Origin of the sequence: Marinomonas sargassi, assembly GCF_025716875.1 — a bacterium.
Lineage (GTDB): Bacteria > Pseudomonadota > Gammaproteobacteria > Pseudomonadales > Marinomonadaceae > Marinomonas > Marinomonas sargassi.
Window position 1 is genome coordinate 420,025 of the sequence record NZ_JAOVZB010000002.1, and the last position, 22,071, is coordinate 442,095.

Below are 22,071 nucleotides of genomic sequence, written 5' to 3' on the forward strand. Positions count from 1 at the left end.
TGTTATTAACTGGCTTTTTGGCTATGGAAGCTTCAATTAAATAGCTCTTCGTTATTGAGCTTTCTAATTAAGTAGAAGAATAAATTAAAGACCTTTCAATACTTCTACTAGTTCTGCTGGCTCTTGGCGAGCTGTGTAGTCAGCATCCACAAAAGCACTAACGATAGTGCCGTCTTTAGCAATAACAAAGCTTGCTGCTAGAGGCAGATCAAATTGACCTTCACCATTGTGCTTTTCAACTTCAATACCGAAAGACAAGTAAATTGGACGTAGTTCTTCGGCTAATGAGAAAACAAGGCCAAGGCTTTTCGCGTACTCAGAATTTACGTCCGACAACACAGAAAACTCTAATTCATTCTTTTCTGCCGTAGAAAGTGACGCGTCTGGCAATTCTGGTGTGATAGCAACAAGGCTAGCACCTTCCGCTTTAATGTTTGCTAACTGGTCTTGGAAAGCTTTTAGTTCTAGGTTGCAGTATGGGCACCAGCCACCACGGTAAAAAGTTAAGACAACTGGGCCTTCTTCTAATAGTGATTCTAGGCTTACTGTTTCACCATTTTGATTTGGCAGAGAGAAAGGCAGAAGTTTTTCAGACACTTTTGGTGCTTTATCAACAATGCCTGTTTCTGAAAGGTTTAGTGTTGCTTGCTTCATCAAAGCTTGAACATGCTCTGGTGCTTTTTGAACGAAGCCTGCTTTGTATTCTGCGATCTTATCTTGTAATGACATGTGAACCTCATCGATAGATTGAATTAACTTGAACATTCATTCAAACACCACTTGAACGATCAATCAAGCTATTTTTTGAATGATCACTCAAAATCTTGAGTGAGCTTGATTCAGTCGCTATACTTGCAACACACATCATTTATTAATAAAGGCTATCTCTACCATGGCGAGAGCTCAGTTTGACAAGCAACAGGTACTAGAAAACGCATCCAATGCTTTTTGGCGATTGGGCTACAATGCGACCTCTATGCAAACTGTGGTAGCAGAAACTGGCCTAAAGCCCGGCAGCATTTATTTGGCTTTTGGCAATAAAGAAGGTTTGTTTAAAGAGTCTCTTGATTTTTATACTCAACAATCACTAGCCAAGTTGGAAGCCATTCTGACGCAATATGACAATGCCGAAGCAGCCATTCCACATATTCTGATGAACTTGATTAATGAGTCGTGCCAGACTGAGTATTGCAGCTGCTTTCTAGTGAAGAGCCAGTTAGAACTCAATGCAGATCAAACTGAACTAAAAGAATATGTTTCTCAGCAGTTAAGAAAAGTAGAAACCTTATATCAAAGCTACTTTCTGAAAAGTCATTCCGAAGAGGAAGCAAGTGCCAGAGCGGCAAGCTTGATGGTGCATATCTTCGGCATTAGAGTTTATGGATACCATAGTCATTCAAAAGAGCAGTTGATTGCCGCAGCACGCATTGGCTTACCTTGGCTAATTTGGCCAAATAACGCTTAACTTTATTGGCTTAGCCCTCTTGGCTTAACCCTCTTGGCCCAGCCCTTCCCGTATTCCCCTCACCTAATATGAATCTAATTATTCGTTATGAGCGTATTACATCATTGAATAAATAGTTTGCTATGAGTCTATGCAAAGGCAGCCAGCTCTTATTTTCATGAGCGCTTTCTGTGACCTTTTAGACAAAATCATATTGATGTAACTCAAGACTTTATTCGCAAATTTCATTTTAACTTTTGCTTAATTCCGTATACTTACCTCGAATTTATTTTATGGTACCCAAGCTTATGTCTAAACTGCCTGTTAACGAATTGATTTCGCGTTTTCAAGAGATTGTTGGAAAACGCTACACCCTAACCTCTGCTGCGAAAACCGCACCTTACTGCAAAGGCTTTCGATTGGGTTCGGGCAGTGCCGTTGCGGTGGCTAGACCGGGTACCTTGTTAGAAATATGGAAACTGTTAGAGGTGTGTGTTGCAGCGGATGTCATTGTTATTATGCAGGCAGCAAACACAGGTTTAACCGGTGGTTCAACACCAGATGGCAATAGCTATGATCGTCCTGTTGTTGTCATTAGCACAATGCGTATTAGCGAGATTCAAATTATTGACCAAGGCAAACAAATCATCGGCCTTGCGGGCAGTACTTTGTTTGGTTTGGAAGATCAGCTAAAACCGTTTGGGCGTGAACCGCATTCTGTAATCGGTTCTTCTTGTATCGGTGCTTCTATTGTCGGTGGTGTTTGTAATAACTCTGGCGGTGCTTTAGTTCACCGTGGCCCAGCTTACACAGAGTTAGCGATTTATGCGCAAGTTAATGCAGAGGGCCAACTACAACTGGTCAATAACCTTGGCATCAAGCTTGGTGACACACCAGAAGAAATGCTGACCAATTTGCATAACGGACGCTACCAAGAAGACGATGTGGAGTTCCCTAATAAATTAGCTTCTGATAATCAGTACCATGAACGCGTTCGTGAAATTGATGCGGACACACCATCACGTTTTAATGCCGATCCTCGCCGCCTTCATGAATCTTCAGGTTGTGCCGGTAAACTGGCGGTATTTGCCGTTCGCTTAGATACCTTCCCGATTGCTGAGAAGCAATGTACTTATTATGTGGGTACGAATGATTCCACTGTGATGACACAAATTCGTCGTGACATGTTATCCACTTTTAAGAACCTGCCGATCTCTGGTGAATACCTACACCGCGATTGTTACGATGCTTGTAAAAAGTACGGTAAAGATTCTTTCGTTGTCATTGATAAACTAGGCGCTAAATACATGCCTAAGCTGTTTTCAATGAAGCGCTCTATCGACAGCATGGCGGAAAAAATCCCATTCTTGCCAAGCAAGTTCTCTGACCGTATGTTGCAGTTCATGAGTAAGTTCATGCCAAACCACCTGCCTAAGCGTATGGAAGACTTCCGTGATAAGTATGAACACCACTGGATTATTGAAACCAGCAACGATTGTGTAGACGAAGCACGAGAATACTTAGAGAGCTTCTTTCAACATAATGATAACGAAGGTGATTTCTTCGCCTGTACCGAACGTGAGTCAGATCAAGCTATCCTTCATCGATTTGTTGCTGGTGGCGCCATTGGTCGTAAGCTCATCATGGAAAAAGAGTCAGCGAAGCTGGGTAGTATCATGACTATCGATGTGGCTTTCCCTCGCAACGAGCGTGAGTGGGTAGAAAATCTTCCTGCAGAAATTGAAGACCACTTGGCCGTAAAACTCTACTACGGACACTTCTTCTGCCATGTTATGCACCAGAATTACATTATGAAAGAAGGTTCAGATGCGAAAGCCGTTAAGCAAAAAATTCTGAAAACCTATGATGAGCGCGGCGCAGAATATCCAGCCGAGCATAACGTGGGTAATGAATATGTTGCCAAGCAGTCACTCCGTAACTTCTATAAGCAAATTGACCCAACTAACAGCTTCAATGCTGGGATTGGTAAAACTAGTAAGCTGAAGCACTATGCCGGTCAAGACGATGGTCCATCTTGTGGTTGTAGCCATCACTAAGCATTAAAAGCAAGACTGGTAAAAATCAGAGTCAGTAAAAACGAGCCTAGTGCTCGTTTTTTTATGCTGTTTTTATTATCGTTTTCCAGATATTACTTTCCAAAAATACGACTTTCTTCCATAAATTTTCCTTCACGCCTTGACCTTAAAGTTAACTCTAAGGTTTATACTTGCGCTATCACTTAAAAGAAACATCTTTAGTAGCTCATATTGGAGGTAGACATGAAAATAGGTCAACTCGCCAAATCGTCAGGCATCAGTTCGTCCACCCTTCGCTACTACGAACAACAGGGCTTAATTCAAGCCAGCAGCCGAAGTGGTTCCAACTATCGTCAATATACTGAGCAAGATTTAAGTACCGCCAAGTTCATCAAGCGTTGCCGAGATACTGGCTTTAGTTTGGAGGAAGTATCTGAATTACTGTCCATACGTGCTGACAAAGCGAATTATGTTTGTGAAGACGCTAAGCAAATAGCAGAACAAAAGATTCTTGATGTCGAAAGTAAGATCCAGCAAATGCAACAGTTGCTAAACACACTGCATCAACTCAGCGACGCCTGCTGTGGTGGGGTCGAAAGTGCGGAATTCTGTCGAATACTCGATACGCTTGAAGCGGACTCTTCAGCGAATAAGGAGAACAACCAATGATTATGGAGTTTATAGGCAACTTCTTTGAACTTTTCATGGAGTCAGCACCTTATTTGTTAATAGGGCTTTTTATTGCTGGCATCATTAAGCAGGCAGTACCCGAATCATGGATTCAAAAAGTGCTTGGTAAAGACAGCTCTGTGACCACAGCGGCACTGATTGGCGCGCCAATCCCTCTTTGCTCCTGTTCCGTGATCCCAACAGCGATGGGGATTCGTCGGGCAGGTGCAAGCAAAGCCAGCACAGCCAGTTTCATGGTGGCGACCCCTGAAACAGGAGTCGATTCTATCGGTATCACATTAGCTCTTATGAACCCAATCATGGCCATTGCTCGACCTATATCCGCCATTGCCTCAGCCATTGTGGCTGGCAAGCTAGTACAAGTATGGGATAAGGAAACTCCAGCAGGCACTACAGAGACTGACACAAAAGTAAGCAGCTGTTGTAGCAATCAAAAGACAGCAGAGCCTAGTGTGAAGGCCGAAACAACGGGCTGTTGTAGCAGTAAACAGGCTAAAGCAGAGCCAGACATTAAAACTGAAACTGTGAGCTGTTGCAGCAGTAAGAGTAACAAGCCTAAACCTGCTGTTAAAGCAGAAACATCCAGCTGCTGTAGTAGCAAACAAGAGAAAGCTGAGCCCGCTATTAAACCTGAAACAGCCAGCTGCTGTGGAACACAATCAGCACCAGAAGACACTATCGTTACCAAAGTGGGTCGTGCCATTAAATATGGTTACGGAAAGCTGCTTTCTGACTTTATGACATGGTTATTAATCGGTTTATTCTTTGCTGCTATCATCAAGACTTTTGTACCTACTGACTTCTTTCTTCAATACGGTACCAGTGTATGGGCGATGCTCGTCATCATCCTTATATCCATTCCCATGTATATTTGTGCTACGGCTTCCACGCCTATCGCTGCTGGTTTGATGCTGTCAGGCATTTCTCCCGGGGCAGCTTTGGTCTTTATGCTTGCTGGCCCTGCGACTAATATCGCCACACTCATGGTGGTAAAAAATGAATTGGGGAATCGCTCTTTAGCCGCGTATCTAGTCGGTGTAATCGCCACGGCAATAGCATCAGGTTTGATCCTAGATTGGCTAGTGAAATACTTTGATTGGAGCATGCAGGTTAATGCTGGACACCATCACCCAATGACAGATCCACTCTATATCGCTTCTGCCATTGTGTTAGCTGGGCTTATTGGCTTCCAATATATGAAAAAATATACCCGAAATAGAAACGCGATTTAATGGATGTGCAATTTAATAGAAGTGAAAACTAATAGAAGCTCTAACCTCTTAAATCAAGGTGCCGTTTAGCCTTTCTATTTTGCTGTTTTTTCTTAAAAATTCGTGCAGCGGCTCAATATCCAAGGGTTTCGAATAAAGATACCCTTGATGAGCCTCCATACCTAATTTGCGACAAAAATCAGCTTGTTCCTGCCTTTCAATACCTTCCGCAATGGTTTTTAGTTCTAGCTTATTGAGCATTAACGCTAAGCCTTCCAATACGGTATTAGTCGTTGAGCCTACAGACAAATCAATCTCATCTAATAAAGACTTATCTACTTTAATAAAATCAATTGGCCATTTGAGTAAATGAGATAACGACGAGTAGCCCGTACCAAAATCATCAAAAGCGATTTGAACACCTGCTCCAGCCAGCCTCTCTATGGTTTCCAATGAAGTTTCATCGTCTTCCAGCATTGCGGTTTCGGTAATCTCTACAATCAAATTGGAAGGTGAAACTTGATGTCGCTCTAGGCAATCAATAAGGAAATAGCCAAATGACCTGTCCTGTAATTGGCGAGGCGATACATTAATCGAAAGGTAAAAATCATCTCCCCATAAAATATAATCAAGAATATCTTGAATGGCCTTTTCTACTATCCATTTACCCAAAGGAATAATCACACCACTTTCTTCAGCGATAGGAATAAAAATATCTGGCCTTTGTGTTGAGGTACCGTTTGTCCAGCGCACTAAGGCTTCAACCCCTTTGACGCGGTCATTTTTCATAATAGGTTGGTATTGCAGTGAAAAATCTTTTTCTATATTCGCCGCTTTAAGTTCCGTCTCAACACTGTATTTAAGAAGCAACTCTTCTTTCATACCATCTTGATATAAGCGTATATGTTCACTGGTTGATTTAGCACGATACATGGCAATTTCTGCGCATTTAACCAGCTCACTAGATGAAGTACCATGCTGAGGAAAGGTTGACACTCCAATACTACCAGAGCAATGATGCACCACGCCGTCTACCGAAAAGGGCGCTGATAACGCTTTTACTAGGGAGTTACCTTTAACAAGCAAAGATTGGCTACTTCCTGAGTAGTCCAAGATAAAGGCAAACTCATCGCCACCAATCCTAAACACCTTTTCATTTGCACCAAACCAGCTAGAAAGTCTTCTACCAATTGCACAAATTAATTTATCGCCCACATTATGGCCATGGGTGTCATTCAAGCGCTTAAAATTATTAATATCGATGACCATGATGGCGAATCGTTTGTTACTGCCTAGGTCTACACTCAATTTATGGGACAAATATTCATCAAAGTAATAGCGATTAAATAACCCTGTTAGAATATCTCTCTCAGCGAGTTGTCTCACTTTTTGATAGCTACTATGAATAGCTTGTTCGAGTTCGTAGCGTTTTCTCGCCTGAAGTATTGAGCGCTTTAAAAAAGATGCAGAAAGATCCGACTTTAAGATGAAATCATGGGCACCAGCATCGATAGACTCAACAATAAGATCATCGTCAGAATGATTACTTATCATGATAATGGTAACGTTATGGCCAGTTGTCGACTCTTTTATATCAAAAAGAAAATCTATTCCATTGGCTCCAGGTAACAAGTAGTCAACCAATAATACGTCATAAAAATTAGACTCTAATTTCACTAACGCATCTTGGGCACAATTCACTTCGTCAATATTATATTGGTCATTTGAGCCTGCCATAGAGTGTGACAACGCCCTTCTCAACTCTAAGCGAGAAACCGTATCATCATCGATAATCAATACTCTAAGTTTAGCCATGAGCTTTATTCACTCTTTCTCTAACGTGTTATTTTTTGGGAAGGCAGGCAATACGCCAATAACCATTTAATAAAGACAATATTTCTAAAAATCCTTGCCCAGCTTCTTCTTTAACAAAGTAACCAGCCACATTGTATTGGTAGCTTTTTAGAATATCTTTTTCATCCGCGGAGGAAGTCAGTATAAAAATAACCGTATCTGCTATTCCCTCCGTAGAACGGATGCTATTTAATAACTCATGTCCACCCATTCTGGGCATATTGAGGTCTAGTAATACTATGAAGGGTTTTGAGACCTCACCTGACATCAATATATTTAAAGCTTCTACACCGTCTATCGCTCGAATAAGCGGATTAGCAATTTTCATTTTCGCAAAGCTTCTTTGAATGGTCATAAAATCTATGTCGTCATCCTCAACGACTAATAATGAAACTTCATCCGAGTTTGAATTCATAACCCCTCCCTTGAGAAAATCAATCATTGCTCAGTACATTTTTTGAAGGCCAAACAATGCGAAAGTGAACGCCTTTTGAGCTATCCATAAGTTGAATATTGCCACCGTAGTAATCTATTATCTTTTGAACAATAGCTAACCCCATTCCACTGCCTTCCACTTTGTCTCTAGGTTGCAGTGTTTGAAACATTTCAAAGATTTTTTGCGCATACATGTCGTCTATACCCGGACCGTCATCCTGATAATCGATAATATAACCCGACTTATTTTCATCCACCTTGATAGAAATAACACCGACAGATTCATGATGATGCTTAATAGTATTATTCAGTAAATTTAACAGTACGATATTCAATGCGGTTTTTGGTAAAAGCACTTCTATATCGGATACATCAAGGCTAAAGCTTTCAGAGTTTTCATTAAGCGCGTGTATGGGCTTAACAAACTCATTAAATTTAAATTTTTCATAGTCCCCTTCACCAATTCTTTTATGCAAACGAGAGTATTCCAGTAAATCGGATAAAAGCTGCGACATTCTCTCTGCTCTGCTTTTAATAAGCCCAAACTGAGTAGTAACTTCTGCTGGAAAAAGTTCTCCGTAATCTTCCTCTATCCAATTCACTAATTTCTTAATGGCATTTAATGGGGATTTCAGATCATGTGAAGCGGTATAAGCAAATTGCTCTAAATCTTTATTGGACTTTTGTAATCGCTCGATTAAAACCTCTCGCTCTGTTACATCAATAGATAAACCTAGAATATGGGGGCGCCCATTTAAGCTATCAAAGCGAGTTTTCGTGGTATGCATAGTGCGAACTTTTCCATCGGGAAAGGTTATTTTTTCAAGCGTTTCACTAAAACCATAATCAAAAGCTTCCCTATCCTTAATAAGAAAAGGTTCCCTATCTTCCAAGCTATAATGCTCAAGAGTTGTATAACCTACTACTTGGTTACGTAGCTCCTCAGGATATAGATTAATAAAGCGATCATTTGCTCTCAAAATGACAAAGTTTTCATCTTTGACAAATATGTAGGCCGGCATGGTTTTTTCAATTAAATCGTAGAACGCATTTTCGTCTTTTAATTGCCGAAAAAGTTGATTGGATTTACTTACTCTACTAAGCGAATGATATTGAAGTTTGGCTAGCCTAATCGCGTCCTGCATAGCATAGTCAAAGTGAGCTTGATCAAAACAATCAAGAAAAAAACAGTTCCTAGCGCCCTCGTTTATTACCTTTCTTTCTAGTTCTTCGTCGTATTGATCTAACACAACAATAACTGGTGTAGGGTGAAACTTATCTATTAAGGAATAACGCAACGAAGTAGGTAAAGATGAGTGAAGGTGCGTTATAAAAATAACGCAATCGAACTCATCATCTGAAACACTAGTGTGGTCAAACTCTTCATAGGATAAAGAAGTAATCTGATGTGGAGTCTCTGAGAAAAGTAAAGGGTCCTCTAAATTAGATGACTTAGAAGCCTTACTATCAATGATAACTAATACCTGATAAGTCATTAATTAAAGTCCTTGTTTGTCTATTGTTATTATTTGGCCCTACATTCCTTGTCCAATGAATACATAAAATAGATACATTACAGTTACATTTAAATATTCAAGATGAGCTTTTATTACATTAATAAACAAAGACTAGACCAAAAACAACCCTTAAAGCTTATGATTTGTGTAAAAGGGGAGTTATATGCCTAACTTCCATTTTTTAAACATTTTTCAAAAGAGGAAAAAGTCCCCAACCCCTCCCCTTTCAGGGAAAACCTCTGCGTTTCACCTGCTAAAAAGTACAAACCGCCAAATATCCCATTAGTTCAAGCACATACAGGCAATTTAAAGGTAATGATAACGATTTGCATTAGATTTTCTCTGTGTGTATCCTGCACCGCCAAATTAAATAACGATGAAAAAACAACAAACTATTAACGAAGGGCAAGTAGGCCACACGCAAGAACGGGACATTCATTAGCGCATAGTTTTAGAAAGTAATAGGAAGGTATTAATGAGAAGCTTATATGATAAAGACGCTGAACATTCTAGCTGCGGCGTCGGCTTTATTACTCACAAACTCAGTCTTCAGACCCATGAGCTACTAAACCTTTCCCATCAAGCTCTTTGTAAGATTCCACACCGCGGCGGTATGAATGCACAAGGCATAGGTGATGGCGCAGGTGTAAACATCGATTTGTCGGTTAATTTTTACCGATACTTAACCAACGACAATTCATTAGAGTACGGCGATTTTGGTGTTGGCAACTTCTTTTATCCTTTAAACAGCAATGCCCACCAAACCGCTGAAAGCATTATCTCGAAGGCATTAGAAAAGCATGACTTAAGCCTTCTATTATGGCGTGATGTGGAAGTCGATATTAGCGCGGTAAACGAAGCCAGCGCGAAGGAACAGTTATCTATCCGCCAAGTAGTTTTCTCACGACCAAGCTCGGCAAGCTCTCAAAAAGAATTTGAAGCTATCATCAATGAAGCTCTGCTTGAAATTGAAGAGCCTGCCTTCCAAGACGAATACCTACAAGGTTTTTATCCACTCTCTATGAGCTCTTATACACAAGTGTATAAAGGCCGTTTAAATAGCTGGGAAGTCGTACCTTACTTTAAAGACTTACAACACCCTGAGCATTGCATTAAGACCTTGTTCTTCCACACTCGATTTTCGACCAATACAGCACCTAATCCAATCTTTGCTCAGCCGTTCCGCCGCATGGCCCATAACGGTGAATTAAATACCGATAGAAAAAACCGTCTTAGCGAAAATGCCATTGCTATGTCCCATAACAAGCAGCTTATTTTCCCTAAAGGCCAATCAGACTCGGCTCGTCTTGACCAAACGTTGGCGCGCCGTATTACTGAAGACGACATGGATATTGTGGAGTCTGTGCTGGCTATGATGCCTCCAGCATGGGAGAACGATGAGACATTAAGCTCAGAAGTTCGAGACATGCTGGAATACTTCAGCCTTAGCGAAGAGAAAAACGATGGCCCAGCCGCACTCGTCTTTAGTGATGGTATTAAAGTGGGCGCTCGCCTTGACCGCTTAGGGCTAAGGCCTCTACGTACTGTTGAAACAGACGAATACCTAGCAGTAATGAGTGAAGCGGGGCAAATCGACTTCCCACCTGAAAGCATTGTCCGCCGTGGCCGTGTTGATGCCGGCGGCATGGTAGTGTTCAACCATGAAAATGGTGAAATCCTTTACACCAAAGAGGTACTGGAAAGATTAGCAACACAAGCCGATTACCCAGCACTCGTCGAAAAGACTCGTCTTAATTTAACCGATTTACCTGCCCTATCTTTGGCAGATGTATCTGTACAATCTGACTTATCCATTCCTGCCAGAATGGTGGCTTACAGCATGAACCAAGAAAGCTTCAAGTTCATGTTGGACCCTATGCTACAAACTGGCCTAGAGAAGATCTCAGCAATGGGTTATGGCATTGCCCCTAACGCATTAAATGAAGACGAAGGCGGCATGTCTCGCTACTTCAGCCAACGCTTTGCGCAAGTCACCAACCCGCCTCTAGACAGTATTCGTGAAGCCGATGGTATGACACTGCGTGTTGCCCTTGGCCCTAAGCCTAATTTCTATAATGGCAAAGATAGTAACAAGCCCCATCAGTTGGTATTGAACTCCCCTATTCTACAGTTGCCACAATTGCAGCAGATTCGCTTGCAGGACAATCTATCTGTAGAAACGGTAGAGACTCTATTTACTCCAGACCTTACTAACGAAGCGAACAACCAAGCAAACCTATTGGCTGCTGTTGAAACAGTTTGCAGCCAAGTAGAAACATTGGTGCGCGCTGGCGGTGAGATCATCATACTGTCTGACCGTAATATCAGCACGAACCAAGCCGCTATTCCCGCCATCATGATTATGGCAGCCGTAAATCAGCGCTTAATCAAAGCAGGTTTGAGCTTTAATTGCAGTGTCGTTATGGAAACAGGGCAAGCGTCCAACACCCACGACATTGCTTGTCTACTAGGCTTTGGTGCCGCTGCAGTATGTTCTCTTACGGTTTATTACCGTGCATTAGAATTGTCGAACAGCAATGAAGAAGCACAAGCTGCACTGAATAAGTTCCAAAAAGCCGTTGAAAAAGCCCTCATGAAAACCATGGGTAAATTTGGTCTATGTACGGCAGAAAGTTACATTGGCGGTGAGTTCTTCGAGAGTAACTTCTTAGACACGAAAGAGCCTCTACTAGCCACTATTTTCCCAAATATTGATGCGCCAATTGGTGGTGTTCAATTTGCCGACTTGGCGAAAAGTGCCGCCACTTGGCACGCTAAAGTAACTGAGATTCAGTCTGAGAATGAAATTCCAGTACTCGGTCTATTTAAAGAACGTGGCGATGGTGCTGGCCATACCTTTGGTAATACCTCTGTTCGTGAATACCTTAATATGACGGAAGAAGACATCCAGTATATTGATGAAAGTACGGATGAGAGCGAAGCGATAGAACAAACAGCATTACCGCAAGACGATAGCTACCGTGACCTAGGCTTTGAAAAACGCACCGATGAGCAGCTTAACAATGCCACTATCACACCAGCCTACCGCTCTTTCTGTGAAAACTTGTATGCGGAACGTGATGAACGCCCTGCTTCCTTGCGTGATGTACTGCATCTAGCAGTTAACCTTTGCGATGCGGTTTCTACTGAAGACTTTGCACAAAAGCTGTCAATATTTAATTTAGAAGGCAACGCAAGCTATCCAGTACAGGGATTGCAGGTTGAGTGCACCGAAGACAACCAATGGCAACTTAGCTTATCTGAGCCTTCTACTGAGCGTCATCAAGCCTTGGCAGATGCCATTATTAGCCAGTTTAAATGTGAAACACCAAGCACTGTATTGAATGTTTCTGCTGAACAGCTTGTTATGGTACTGAATGACACAGCAGTTCAGTTCTTCAGCAAGCTATACACAGCACCGCAGCCAATTGATTTAACTCAAGTGCAACCAGCATGTGAAATCACTTCCGCTTTGGCTTCTGGTGCTATGAGTCACGGCGCTCTAGTATCCAGAGCCCATGAAGCCGTCGCCCAAGGCACAAACATTGTTGGCGCCATGAGTAACTGTGGTGAAGGTGGTGAGAACTCACGTCGCTATAACACCATCAAAGGCAGTAAGATCAAACAGTTTGCTTCTGGTCGCTTTGGCATTTGGACTGGCTACCTTGCTGATCCTTGCCTAGAAGAGATTGAAATTAAGTTGGCCCAAGGTGCTAAACCGGGTGAAGGTGGTCAGCTGCCTGCGGCCAAAGTCGATGTTGAAATCGCCGCCGCCCGTTGTGCGACTCCGGGTGTTGAATTGATTTCACCTCCTCCTCACCACGACACCTATTCAATTGAGGATTTAGGTCAGCTAATTCACGATGCTAAAGCGGCTCGTGTACGAGTGATCGTCAAACTCGTGTCTTCTGAAGGAATCGGTACCATTGCCGTTGGTGTTGCAAAAGCAGGTGCTGATGTCATTAACGTGGCAGGTAACACAGGTGGTACAGGTGCTGCCCAAGTCACCAGTTTGAAAAACACAGGTCGTTCTGCTGACGTAGGTATCGCCGAAGTTCACCAAGCACTGAGTGAAAACGGCTTACGTGACAAGGTTGTTCTACGTTGCTCCAACTCACACCAAACTGGTTTGGATGTGGTGAAATCTGCCCTTATGGGTGGTGACTCATTTGAGTTCGGTACCACAGCGCTGATGATGCTGAAGTGTGTCATGGCGAAGAACTGTAATGTGAAGTGTCCAGCAGGTCTCACCACCAATGCCGAAATGTACGAAGGTGACCCGCGTGCCTTAGCGCAATACTTCATCAACTTGGCCCATGAAGTTCGCGAAATTCTAGCTTCTATGGGTTACCCATCATTGCGTTCTATCCGTGGTAAGAGCCAATTAATGGCCTTGATTAATCACAAGTCCTTAATTGGTCGTCTAGATATGACAGGCATGCTGCGTGAAGCAGACACCATTACTTATGAAAAGCCTGTTTACCTAGAAGCTGATTTCACACCAGATGATAATTACTTAGTGGAGTTCGAGCAGAACTTTATTAAACAACAAGCCGCTTCGATTGATATTCAAGGACCTGCTCTACACAACTGCAACAAAACCACTTCTGGTCAGTTTGCCGTTGATATTGAACGCATCCTAAATTACACACTAAGCGAAGAAGAAAAGCGTGCCCACCCTTCCATCATGCAGTTAAGCAATGGTCGTTGGGTATTGGCGCAAGACAGTGTCACGATTCATACCAGTAATTCCGCTGGTCAAAGTTTTGGTGCTTTCAACAACACAGGTATGAAGTTGGTTCACACTGGTACTTGTAATGACGGTGTTGCCAAAGCAGCTTCTGGCGGTGTGATTGTTATTAAAAACCCAAACAAAGAAGCGCACCCTCTTTCAGATAATGTGCTGATAGGCAACTTTGCACTCTTTGGTGCTACCGGTGGCCGTGTATTTATTCAAGGCCTAGCGGGTGACCGTTTTGGTGTACGAAACTCAGGCTCCGTTGCTGTCGTGGAAGGGGTTGGTGACTTTGGTTGTGAATACATGACCCACGGCTCTGTGGTTAACCTTGGTGAATACGGCAAAGGCTTTGGTAATGGCATGAGTGGTGGTACCGCTTACCAATACGACCCAAGTGGCGATATTGTGAAGCGTTGCAGCCAAGACAGTGTTATTGCCATTCCTATGACTTCTGATGATCAGCTAGTGACAGGTCAAGAGCAAGCACTATTGATTCACTTAGAACAACACGCAGAATACAGCCGTTCTAGCTTGGCGAAAAAGTTATTAGATAACTGGCAGGAATCTCGTCAGCATTTCTATGTTGTCTTGCCTCGCCCTATGTTGAGCCACCAGCAATCTTCAAGCATTCTTGCCGCAACGAAAACAGCACAGATGCAAGAAGAGCTGGCACAGTTCTTTGCCAATCAACAACTGACATTACTGATTGATGCTTATCAAAATGACCAAGCAAGTATCTTTAATAGCCAAGTGCCTCAGTATGGTGAATGCGATAGTCCGCTGATTTTGAAATACATCATTACTACTGGTGTATTACGCCGCTCTCTAGAGTTGGCACAAAAAGCGAACCCAAGCGCAGAGCAAAGCCAAACAGACATTATGGCTAAAGCCTTAATCCAGCAAAAAGACCGCAAGCTGGTTGATGCTCTTGTGAAAGACATGAAGGCTTCTCTAGCTGGCTACTCTGACGATGCACTCGCGGCTTTACTAGCTCAAAAACGCGTTAGTGATTACAAGCGCTCCCTTGAGATCCGTGAAGTGTGGGATATCCACTCTATGGGCACCAATGCTTGGATCATTGAGCGAGACCGCCAAAGCCTCGCCGAACTTGCAGAGCACCCAGAGTTGGATGAGCAAATAGCAAAACATTATATGAAAGTGATTGCCGACGTTATGCGTTCACAAGCCGCATAACGAGACAAAGAAGAATTATTGGAGTTATCGAAATGAGTCATCAAGAAGATAAAACACAAAACAAAAACGCAGCGCCAAGTTTAGGCTTTATTCCACAAGACATTCCGTTTAACGACGAGCAACGTCAATGGTTAGGCGGCTTCTTTGCAGGTTTACACAGTAAATTAATGGTTGTAGAAGGCAGCACAACACAAACTGCCGCGCCTACTAGCACTCGCCCTATTACTATCATTTACGGCACCCAGACGGGTAACGCAGAAGGCGTTGCCGAGCTGGCGGCAGAACAAGCCAAAGCACTAGGTCTTAGCCCAGTTGTATTGGATATGGACGATGTGTCTATTGACCAATTTAGCCAAATTGAACGCCTACTGATTGTCACTAGTACCTATGGTGAAGGGGAAATGCCCGATAACGCCCAAGCTCTTTGGGATGCAATTAGTGAAGACAGCGCCCCTCAACTCGCCCAACTTAACTACAGTGTATTAGCTTTAGGCGACACAAGTTACGACGAGTTTTGTTTGGCTGGTAAGTTATGGGATGAGCGCTTGGCTGAACTAGGGGCGAACCGTGTCGGTGCCCGTGTCGATTGTGATGTGGCATTCGAAGAACCAGCACAAAGTTGGATGGATGCAGTTATTCCTGCCATCGCTGAAAAAGGCTCTGACTCTGCTGGAGCAGCTAGTACTGTTTCTACAACCCCTAAAGCGGCTAAGTCGAAATTCAATCGTACTAACCCGTTGATGGCGACTTTAACCACCAAGAAAGTACTGACACACCCTGAGTCCAGTAAAGAAGTCATGCACTTCGAGTTTTCACTAGGTGATTCTGGTGAAACTTACCAAGCGGGTGATGCACTAAACATTATCCCACTTAACCGTGTGGATCTTGTGGAAGAGCTATTAGGCTACTTCGATGCCGATGGCAGTGTCACATTAGCCGGTGCAGATAAAGCGCTTAAGCAGCAACTTATCGAAGAACTAGAAATTCGTACCCCAAGTAAAGAGTTGGTATCTCACATCGCTTCGTTAAGTGATGACACCGCTTTCAAAGCGCTTATCGATAACGATGACAAAGCTGGCTTGAGCGACTTCCTATGGGCAAAAGACAGCCTAGATTTGTTGATTCAATATCAAGATAAGCTGGCAGGAAAGTTATCTATCGAAGAGTTCGTCGGTCTATGTAAGCCATTGGCTCCTCGCGCTTATTCGATTTCATCTAGCATCAAAAAACACGATGGTGAAGTACACCTAACCATAGGTTCGGTTCGCTACAATGCTCAAGATCGAGACCACAACGGTGTGTGTTCAACCTTCCTTGCCGATGAAGCAAACGAAGGTGACAGCATTGCTTGCTACTTCTCACCTAACAAGAACTTCGCTATACCAGAAGACGGTAGCTTGCCTATCATCATGGTTGGCCCTGGTACGGGTATCGCCCCTTTCCGCTCTTTCTTAGAAGAACGCGAAATGACAGGTGCGAGCGGTAAAAACTGGTTATTCTTTGGTGACAGAAACAGCAAAACCGACTTCTTGTACCGTGATGAGCTAGAAGCTATGCAAGAAAAAGGCTTATTAAACCAGCTTGACTTGGCCTTCTCTCGTGACCAAAGCGAAAAGGTCTATGTACAAGATAAAATGCGTGAGCAAGGCGCTCAACTTTTTGCTGACTTAGAAAGTGGTGGCTACTTCTACATTTGTGGTGATGCCCTTCGCATGGCAAAAGACGTTGATCAAGCCTTACATGATGTTATCGAAAAAGAAGGTAACATGAGTGCAGAGCAAGCCGCTGACTACGTTAATGCATTGAAGAAAAACAAACGTTACGTAAGAGACGTTTACTAGTCTTATTGCATTCGAAATACTAGGCATAAAAAGCCAGATCAATATTAAATTGATCTGGCTTTTTTATTTAAAACTTCCTATTAAAAAATGTACATGAAAAACAGCACATTAAAAACATATTGATAATTTCCCTCTGCTGCTTTTCTAATTTATAAGTTAAATATTATTTGTAAATAAAAGAAGGTTTGTTATAAGTAAGTTCTTCAATTAGAAATTTAACCCTTGATAAATATTGATACTCAATTAATTTATCATTGAAACCTATGATAACAATGGAAGCTACTTATGGATTCAAGAAAAGATAAAACTTCAAATTATGCAGATGGTTTTTCAACCCCTCTAACTCGAGGAAAGCTTTATAACAATGGCGCCTCACCTTGGTCAGCTGAATTAGGTTTAGGGACAGCAGCTCAACCGCTAAAATTCTCTTTTGATACTGGTAGTAACTTTATTTGGGTTACTTCCTCACTATGCGGTGATGATAGCTGTCCACATGCTGCTGGAGGGCAATTTCAGATTGAAGAATCCTCGACTTTTGAGTGGATAAGCCAAGACGTAACATCTCAAGATTTTGGCCCTTGGGGAACAATGGAAGTAGAAACAGGGGAAGATATTTTCAGCCTCAGCTCCAATGGCTACACAATTGAATCAGATATATTTTTAGCGAAAGAGTACAAGAGTGAATCATTTGAGGGGCTGGTGTGGGATGGAGGTATTGGCATACCCAGCTTATACGACTTCTCTTTCGATGCCAGTGAATCAAACGCTTTGCATATACCATACCGTATGTATTCCCATACTCCATCAAGCGATCAATCTCCTTCCTTTACCTTTTTTCCGGACCTTCTTAAGAACAACATTATTTCCCCCTCCATGCCTTACGTTAGCTTTTTAACCGATGAAGCAGATGGCTCTAATGAAGTGTCATTCGGCAAGCTAAATCAAGACTATAAAGACAGCCGAGAATATTTATTCCTTCCATGGGATAGATACTCAATAGACTCAGTAAGCTACATTTGGACGACGAATCTTAATAGCGCTTATATAGGTAACACTCAGCTTAATTTTGCTAATGAAAATCAAGACTTCCTCAGCCTTGACTCAGGTGCCTCGCGATTTAAAGGTGATCCGACCATGATGAATCAAGCCCTTAGTCTAGTAAATAAAAACCAAGAAGACTTAATTATCAAATTAGGTGAATCTGGTTCTAACTCTACAGAAGAGCTTGTTGTTCCAGCATCTGTATATATGGTTGAAATTGAAGGTGGTGAAGATAAAGGGAAGGTATTACCACAATTCGAGGCAATGGCAGGCCTAGATAATTTAGCACTTGTTGGTTCTGTTTTAATAGACCATCTTTATACAGTTTATGAATATGAAGTGATTCAGGTTGGATCTGAATTTGAATTAAAGCCTAAGGGCATGTGGATTTTTAATAAACCAAACGGTCCGAAAATCATTCAAAAAATACAAGACACGCCGGCTCAAATATTTACCAACTAATTAAAAGGATTTTTGCTATGTCGTTACAAATCAATGGTACTTGGGTGAACTCTTACGGTTCAGTTTTAAAAATACAAGCAGATGAGAGTGGCCAAATAATTGGCGAATACTCGTCAACCACTGGCTCAAGTGGTACCTATTACCTTGTTGGTTATTGTCGCCCAGATGACCCAACCAAAGAACTAGGGCAAGGTATTGTTTTATCTATATTCTGGCGGGCAATTGAGGGTAAAGATCCTGATAATAGTTGGCATTGGGTTTCTACCTACTGCGGTCAATTACAGAGCGATGGTACTTTATCTGTCATTAACTCTCTTGTTGCCACTATTGAGTTTGCCGGCTTTTCTACAGGCGCTTATATCGACAAACTTGCTTTCACCCAAGAAAATAAATCCATACCTAAATTATCCGCTGCACTTCCAAACAATATCAACGAAGCCAATCATCCACGAATAGGCTCTTGGTTAGACCCTATCTCTGGAGCAGAGTTAAGCTTATCTACACCAGATCAGAAAACAGGTTATATTTCAGGCACCTTACTCTACCAAGGTGAAAGCATATCTATGAATGGTTTTACGGATACATATGCCTCGGATGATGGCCTCTCTCTTCAAAGCCTTTCCCTATCAGGCTATCTATCCTCCTCAGACACTCCTATTTCACTCAGTGGACAGCTTTTAATAGAGGACAATAAGTTACAGTTGACTTGCTGGAATGCCAATTCTACCTCGCCAGCTGATTCATATTTTCAAGCAAAGGCTTTGAATTGGTTACTAAATAAAGTTGACGAATAAGGCAATACTGAAATGGAATTCAAAGAAATCTTAGACACTCACTTTCATTCGAAGGTCCTGAGCGAGTGCTTCACTCACCTGTGGTACAACTCTATAGACCCTATGTTCGTAATGGTTGTTGAAGAAGACGGTGAGTTCTCACTTCATGACTGTAACCCCCCTTCACGAGCGACCATGGGGCTAAGCCCTGATGAGGATATTCACAGACTGAACATTAGGGAAAAGTATGGTGACGAGATAACAGATGGGCTTTATGCCACTTACCGCTCTGCTATCGATGCTAAGAAACCAATATCTATCGAGCAATTCGTCATCGTTAATGAAGAAGAACTCTACGTCGATACACTTCTAGTACCCATTTTTGATGAGTCTGATAAGCCTATACTTATATGTGGGGTAAGCCGAGATATTACAAAAGTAAAAGAAGCAGAAGTTCTAGCTATTGAAGCTAAAGAGTTGGCCATTGACGCTAAAGAGAAACAACAAAAATATAGCTCAGCTCTTGAAGAGGTGAATAACCGACTCGATGAAAAAGTACAACAAAGAACGGCTGAACTTGAACAAGCAAAAATAGCATTAGAGGATGCGTTAGAAGCAAAAACCTCATTTGTATCCCGTATGAGTCATGAGATACGTACGCCTATAAATGCTGTTATTGGGCTAAGTTACCTAGCACTAAAAACATCATTGGATAATGAGCAACAAGATTACCTTACCAAAATACAAAGTTCCGGAGACACCTTGCTAGGTCTAGTAAATGATGTACTGGATTTTTCAAAAATTGAAGCCGGAAAACTGGCAATAGAGTCAACGCCATTCTCTCTAGAAAAAATCGTTCGCACTGCAATTGATCTGATATCTATTAATGCGCAAAAAAACAATATCGAACTTATTATTGATATCGCAGCAGAACTTCCTACTACTGCTTTAGGTGACCCATTAAGGTTACAGCAAATCCTAGTCAACTTATTAAGCAACGCAGTAAAGTTCACCTCGGATGGCACTATTATTGTTCAATTAACTGGTGAACAAAGTTCACAAGGATTGCTTTTAAGCTGCTCGGTTTCTGATACAGGCATAGGAATAGCAGAAGATAAAATAAGCCTGCTGTTTTCTTCTTTTACCCAAGCCGATAATAGTATTACGAGACAATACGGCGGCACAGGGCTAGGGTTAACTATTACTAAACAGCTCTGCGAGCTTATGAATGGAAGCATTGAGGTCAAAAGTGTATTAGGGAAAGGAACAACCTTTACAGCCAATATCCCTCTTAGCCTCCCTACATCACAACCGGAAAGTAGTCATTTTAACAATCCACATTCAAAGCAAATGACGGCCTTAGTCATTGATAAAAATCAACGCTCTAGAGCCCTACTAAGTGAGCACCTTCTCTCTTTCAACCTAGTACCCGCTTGCGTGAACAATACGAATGAAGCCATCTCACTAATACAAGAGTGTGTTGCCAAAAATTCTATGTACGATGTTATTCTTATCGACTCTCATATGCCGAAAGTAGATGGGATAAAAACTGCTGAAAATATTCAAAAAGCCTTCAAAGAATACTCTATTCCCACCCCTATATTAATGGGCACGACTCATAATAAAAGTCATGTCCAGCCACACTTAGTCAGTGGGTTAGCAGACTTATTCATAGAAAAACCTATTAGCAAATCCACTCTTTTAGACTCACTGAATAAGTATTTTCAAATACAAACAGAGACTAGCGAAAAAACACCAGTGACATCAGCCCCTAACTTAGCTGGTTTTACCATTCTATTAGTCGAAGATAATCCCATAAACATGCAGGTCGCCAAGGGCTATTTAGCCTATACAAATGTGAATATAGAAACTGCAGATAATGGTCTGACTGCATTTAGGTATCTTCAAAAGCACCGTGATGTCGATTTAATTCTTATGGATATACAAATGCCAGAAATGGATGGGCTAACGGCAAGTTCAAGAATTCGCTTAATAGACGCTTATAAAAACACCCCCATTATCGCGATGACAGCTCACACTTCACAAGAAGATAAAAATGAAAGTTTGGCCGCAGGAATGAATGATCATATTCATAAGCCAATACTTCGCGATCAGTTATTCGCAAAAATTTCACAATATTTATTAGCTTTAACTCCAAAAAATACTGAAGTAAAACGCGTCAAGCCAGTTCCAAAGGATTACGATATCTTTAACGAACTGGAAAAAATAAACGAGCTAAATGCTAGAAAGGCGTTAATAAACCTTCAAAATAACAATGCACTCTATCTCGATATCACAAATAAGTTTTGGCAGAAATACCAAAGCATCTCTGAGCTAGATGAAGCAAAAGCATACTTTTTAGATAATGCCGAAGCACTACCTGATATTATTCACACGCTAAAATCAAATGCTACCTATATTGGAGCCTACCACTTACAATTTTTATGCTCGGAGATAGAAAAAACGTTACAAAAGAAAGAGTTTCCATTTGAAGATTTATGTAAAGCAATATCAGGGGAACTATCCCGTATCCTCTGTCAGCTATCCAATATATTGGATAAACAAGATCAAGCAACGGAAAACGGCCAGCAGGACTTGAAGAGTGTCCTTAAGAGAATCTTTCCTCTTCTAAAAGAATCTAGTTTAAAAGCTGAAAGCCATTTAATAGCACTAGAAAATTTAGCTCAAGGTTCACCTTATCAAGATGCCATCACAAATATCGTTAAGAACGTAAAAGCCCTCGAATTTGAATATGCTACACAAGAAGCAAAGCAGATCATTTATCAATTAGAAAGTACTCAAAATAATTCTTAGGAGCCTCTATTTTAACGTTGA

13 protein-coding genes are annotated in these 22,071 nt (G+C 41.8%); 9 read left to right on the forward strand and 4 right to left on the reverse strand.

Going from position 1 to position 22,071, the window contains the following annotated elements:
* Window positions 1–84: 84 nt before the first annotated feature.
* The gene (locus OFY17_RS06430) at window positions 85–765 is read right to left on the reverse strand and encodes a peroxiredoxin-like family protein (RefSeq protein ID WP_263529907.1); all 681 of its coding nucleotides are present in this window, start codon (window positions 763–765) and stop codon (window positions 85–87) included.
* A 127-nt stretch (window positions 766–892) separates the two neighbouring features.
* Here OFY17_RS06430 and OFY17_RS06435 point away from each other — a divergent pair, with 127 nt between their 5' ends.
* From OFY17_RS06435 to OFY17_RS06450, 4 genes are all read left to right on the forward strand, one after another.
* Window positions 893–1,465 carry a TetR/AcrR family transcriptional regulator gene (locus OFY17_RS06435; RefSeq protein ID WP_263529908.1) on the forward strand — a complete coding sequence of 191 codons (573 nt, stop codon included), beginning with the start codon at window positions 893–895 and terminating at the stop codon, window positions 1,463–1,465.
* Between the two features lie 287 nt (window positions 1,466–1,752).
* Window positions 1,753–3,501 (forward strand): D-lactate dehydrogenase, encoded by a 1,749-nt coding sequence (dld, locus tag OFY17_RS06440; RefSeq protein ID WP_263529909.1) that lies wholly within the window; start codon window positions 1,753–1,755, stop codon window positions 3,499–3,501.
* 222 nt (window positions 3,502–3,723) lie between these two features.
* Window positions 3,724–4,149, forward strand: a complete 426-nt coding sequence (gene zntR / locus OFY17_RS06445) for a Zn(2+)-responsive transcriptional regulator (protein WP_263529910.1) — start codon at window positions 3,724–3,726, stop codon at window positions 4,147–4,149.
* Window positions 4,146–5,402 carry an SO_0444 family Cu/Zn efflux transporter gene (locus tag OFY17_RS06450; RefSeq protein WP_263529911.1) on the forward strand — a complete coding sequence of 419 codons (1,257 nt, stop codon included), beginning with the start codon at window positions 4,146–4,148 and terminating at the stop codon, window positions 5,400–5,402. Before zntR ends, OFY17_RS06450 begins: the two co-directional genes overlap by 4 nt.
* 48 nt (window positions 5,403–5,450) lie before the next feature.
* Here OFY17_RS06450 and OFY17_RS06455 read toward each other — a convergent pair whose 3' ends face one another.
* Genes OFY17_RS06455 through OFY17_RS06465 form a run of 3 tightly spaced genes read right to left on the reverse strand, consistent with a single transcriptional unit; the run spans window position 5,451 to window position 9,166 of the window.
* Window positions 5,451–7,196 carry a putative bifunctional diguanylate cyclase/phosphodiesterase gene (locus tag OFY17_RS06455; protein ID WP_263529912.1) on the reverse strand — a complete coding sequence of 582 codons (1,746 nt, stop codon included), beginning with the start codon at window positions 7,194–7,196 and terminating at the stop codon, window positions 5,451–5,453.
* A 28-nt stretch (window positions 7,197–7,224) separates the two neighbouring features.
* Window positions 7,225–7,650, reverse strand: coding sequence for a response regulator (locus OFY17_RS06460; protein ID WP_263529913.1), 426 nt, complete (start codon window positions 7,648–7,650; stop codon window positions 7,225–7,227).
* A gap of 19 nt (window positions 7,651–7,669) precedes the next feature.
* The gene (locus OFY17_RS06465; RefSeq protein WP_263529914.1) at window positions 7,670–9,166 is read right to left on the reverse strand and encodes a sensor histidine kinase; all 1,497 of its coding nucleotides are present in this window, start codon (window positions 9,164–9,166) and stop codon (window positions 7,670–7,672) included.
* A gap of 496 nt (window positions 9,167–9,662) precedes the next feature.
* Here OFY17_RS06465 and OFY17_RS06470 point away from each other — a divergent pair, with 496 nt between their 5' ends.
* From OFY17_RS06470 to OFY17_RS06490, 5 genes are all read left to right on the forward strand, one after another.
* Window positions 9,663–15,119 (forward strand): glutamate synthase-related protein, encoded by a 5,457-nt coding sequence (locus tag OFY17_RS06470; protein WP_263529915.1) that lies wholly within the window; start codon window positions 9,663–9,665, stop codon window positions 15,117–15,119.
* A 32-nt stretch (window positions 15,120–15,151) separates the two neighbouring features.
* On the forward strand, window positions 15,152–16,960 hold the full coding sequence (locus tag OFY17_RS06475; protein WP_263529916.1) for a diflavin oxidoreductase: 1,809 nt from the start codon (window positions 15,152–15,154) through the stop codon (window positions 16,958–16,960).
* Window positions 16,961–17,245: 285 nt separating this feature from the next.
* Window positions 17,246–18,463, forward strand: coding sequence for a pepsin-like aspartic protease (locus OFY17_RS06480; RefSeq protein ID WP_263529917.1), 1,218 nt, complete (start codon window positions 17,246–17,248; stop codon window positions 18,461–18,463).
* Between the two features lie 17 nt (window positions 18,464–18,480).
* On the forward strand, window positions 18,481–19,257 hold the full coding sequence (locus OFY17_RS06485; RefSeq protein WP_263529918.1) for an avidin/streptavidin family protein: 777 nt from the start codon (window positions 18,481–18,483) through the stop codon (window positions 19,255–19,257).
* Window positions 19,258–19,269: 12 nt separating this feature from the next.
* Complete coding sequence (locus OFY17_RS06490) at window positions 19,270–22,050, forward strand: response regulator (RefSeq protein ID WP_263529919.1); 2,781 nt, start codon at window positions 19,270–19,272, stop codon at window positions 22,048–22,050.
* The last annotated feature ends 21 nt before the right edge of the window (window positions 22,051–22,071 follow it).

Bases quoted from the DNA above. Each gene is read 5' to 3' on its own strand.
- OFY17_RS06430 (WP_263529907.1), bottom strand. From the start codon at position 765: ATGTTCAAGTTAATTCAATCTATCGATGAGGTTCACATGTCATTACAA.
- OFY17_RS06435 (WP_263529908.1), top strand. From the start codon at position 893: ATGGCGAGAGCTCAGTTTGACAAGCAACAGGTACTAGAAAACGCATCC.
- dld (WP_263529909.1), top strand. From the start codon at position 1,753: ATGTCTAAACTGCCTGTTAACGAATTGATTTCGCGTTTTCAAGAGATT.
- zntR (WP_263529910.1), top strand. From the start codon at position 3,724: ATGAAAATAGGTCAACTCGCCAAATCGTCAGGCATCAGTTCGTCCACC.
- OFY17_RS06450 (WP_263529911.1), top strand. From the start codon at position 4,146: ATGATTATGGAGTTTATAGGCAACTTCTTTGAACTTTTCATGGAGTCA.
- OFY17_RS06455 (WP_263529912.1), bottom strand. From the start codon at position 7,196: ATGGCTAAACTTAGAGTATTGATTATCGATGATGATACGGTTTCTCGC.
- OFY17_RS06460 (WP_263529913.1), bottom strand. From the start codon at position 7,650: ATGAATTCAAACTCGGATGAAGTTTCATTATTAGTCGTTGAGGATGAC.
- OFY17_RS06465 (WP_263529914.1), bottom strand. From the start codon at position 9,166: ATGACTTATCAGGTATTAGTTATCATTGATAGTAAGGCTTCTAAGTCA.
- OFY17_RS06470 (WP_263529915.1), top strand. From the start codon at position 9,663: ATGAGAAGCTTATATGATAAAGACGCTGAACATTCTAGCTGCGGCGTC.
- OFY17_RS06475 (WP_263529916.1), top strand. From the start codon at position 15,152: ATGAGTCATCAAGAAGATAAAACACAAAACAAAAACGCAGCGCCAAGT.
- OFY17_RS06480 (WP_263529917.1), top strand. From the start codon at position 17,246: ATGGATTCAAGAAAAGATAAAACTTCAAATTATGCAGATGGTTTTTCA.
- OFY17_RS06485 (WP_263529918.1), top strand. From the start codon at position 18,481: ATGTCGTTACAAATCAATGGTACTTGGGTGAACTCTTACGGTTCAGTT.
- OFY17_RS06490 (WP_263529919.1), top strand. From the start codon at position 19,270: ATGGAATTCAAAGAAATCTTAGACACTCACTTTCATTCGAAGGTCCTG.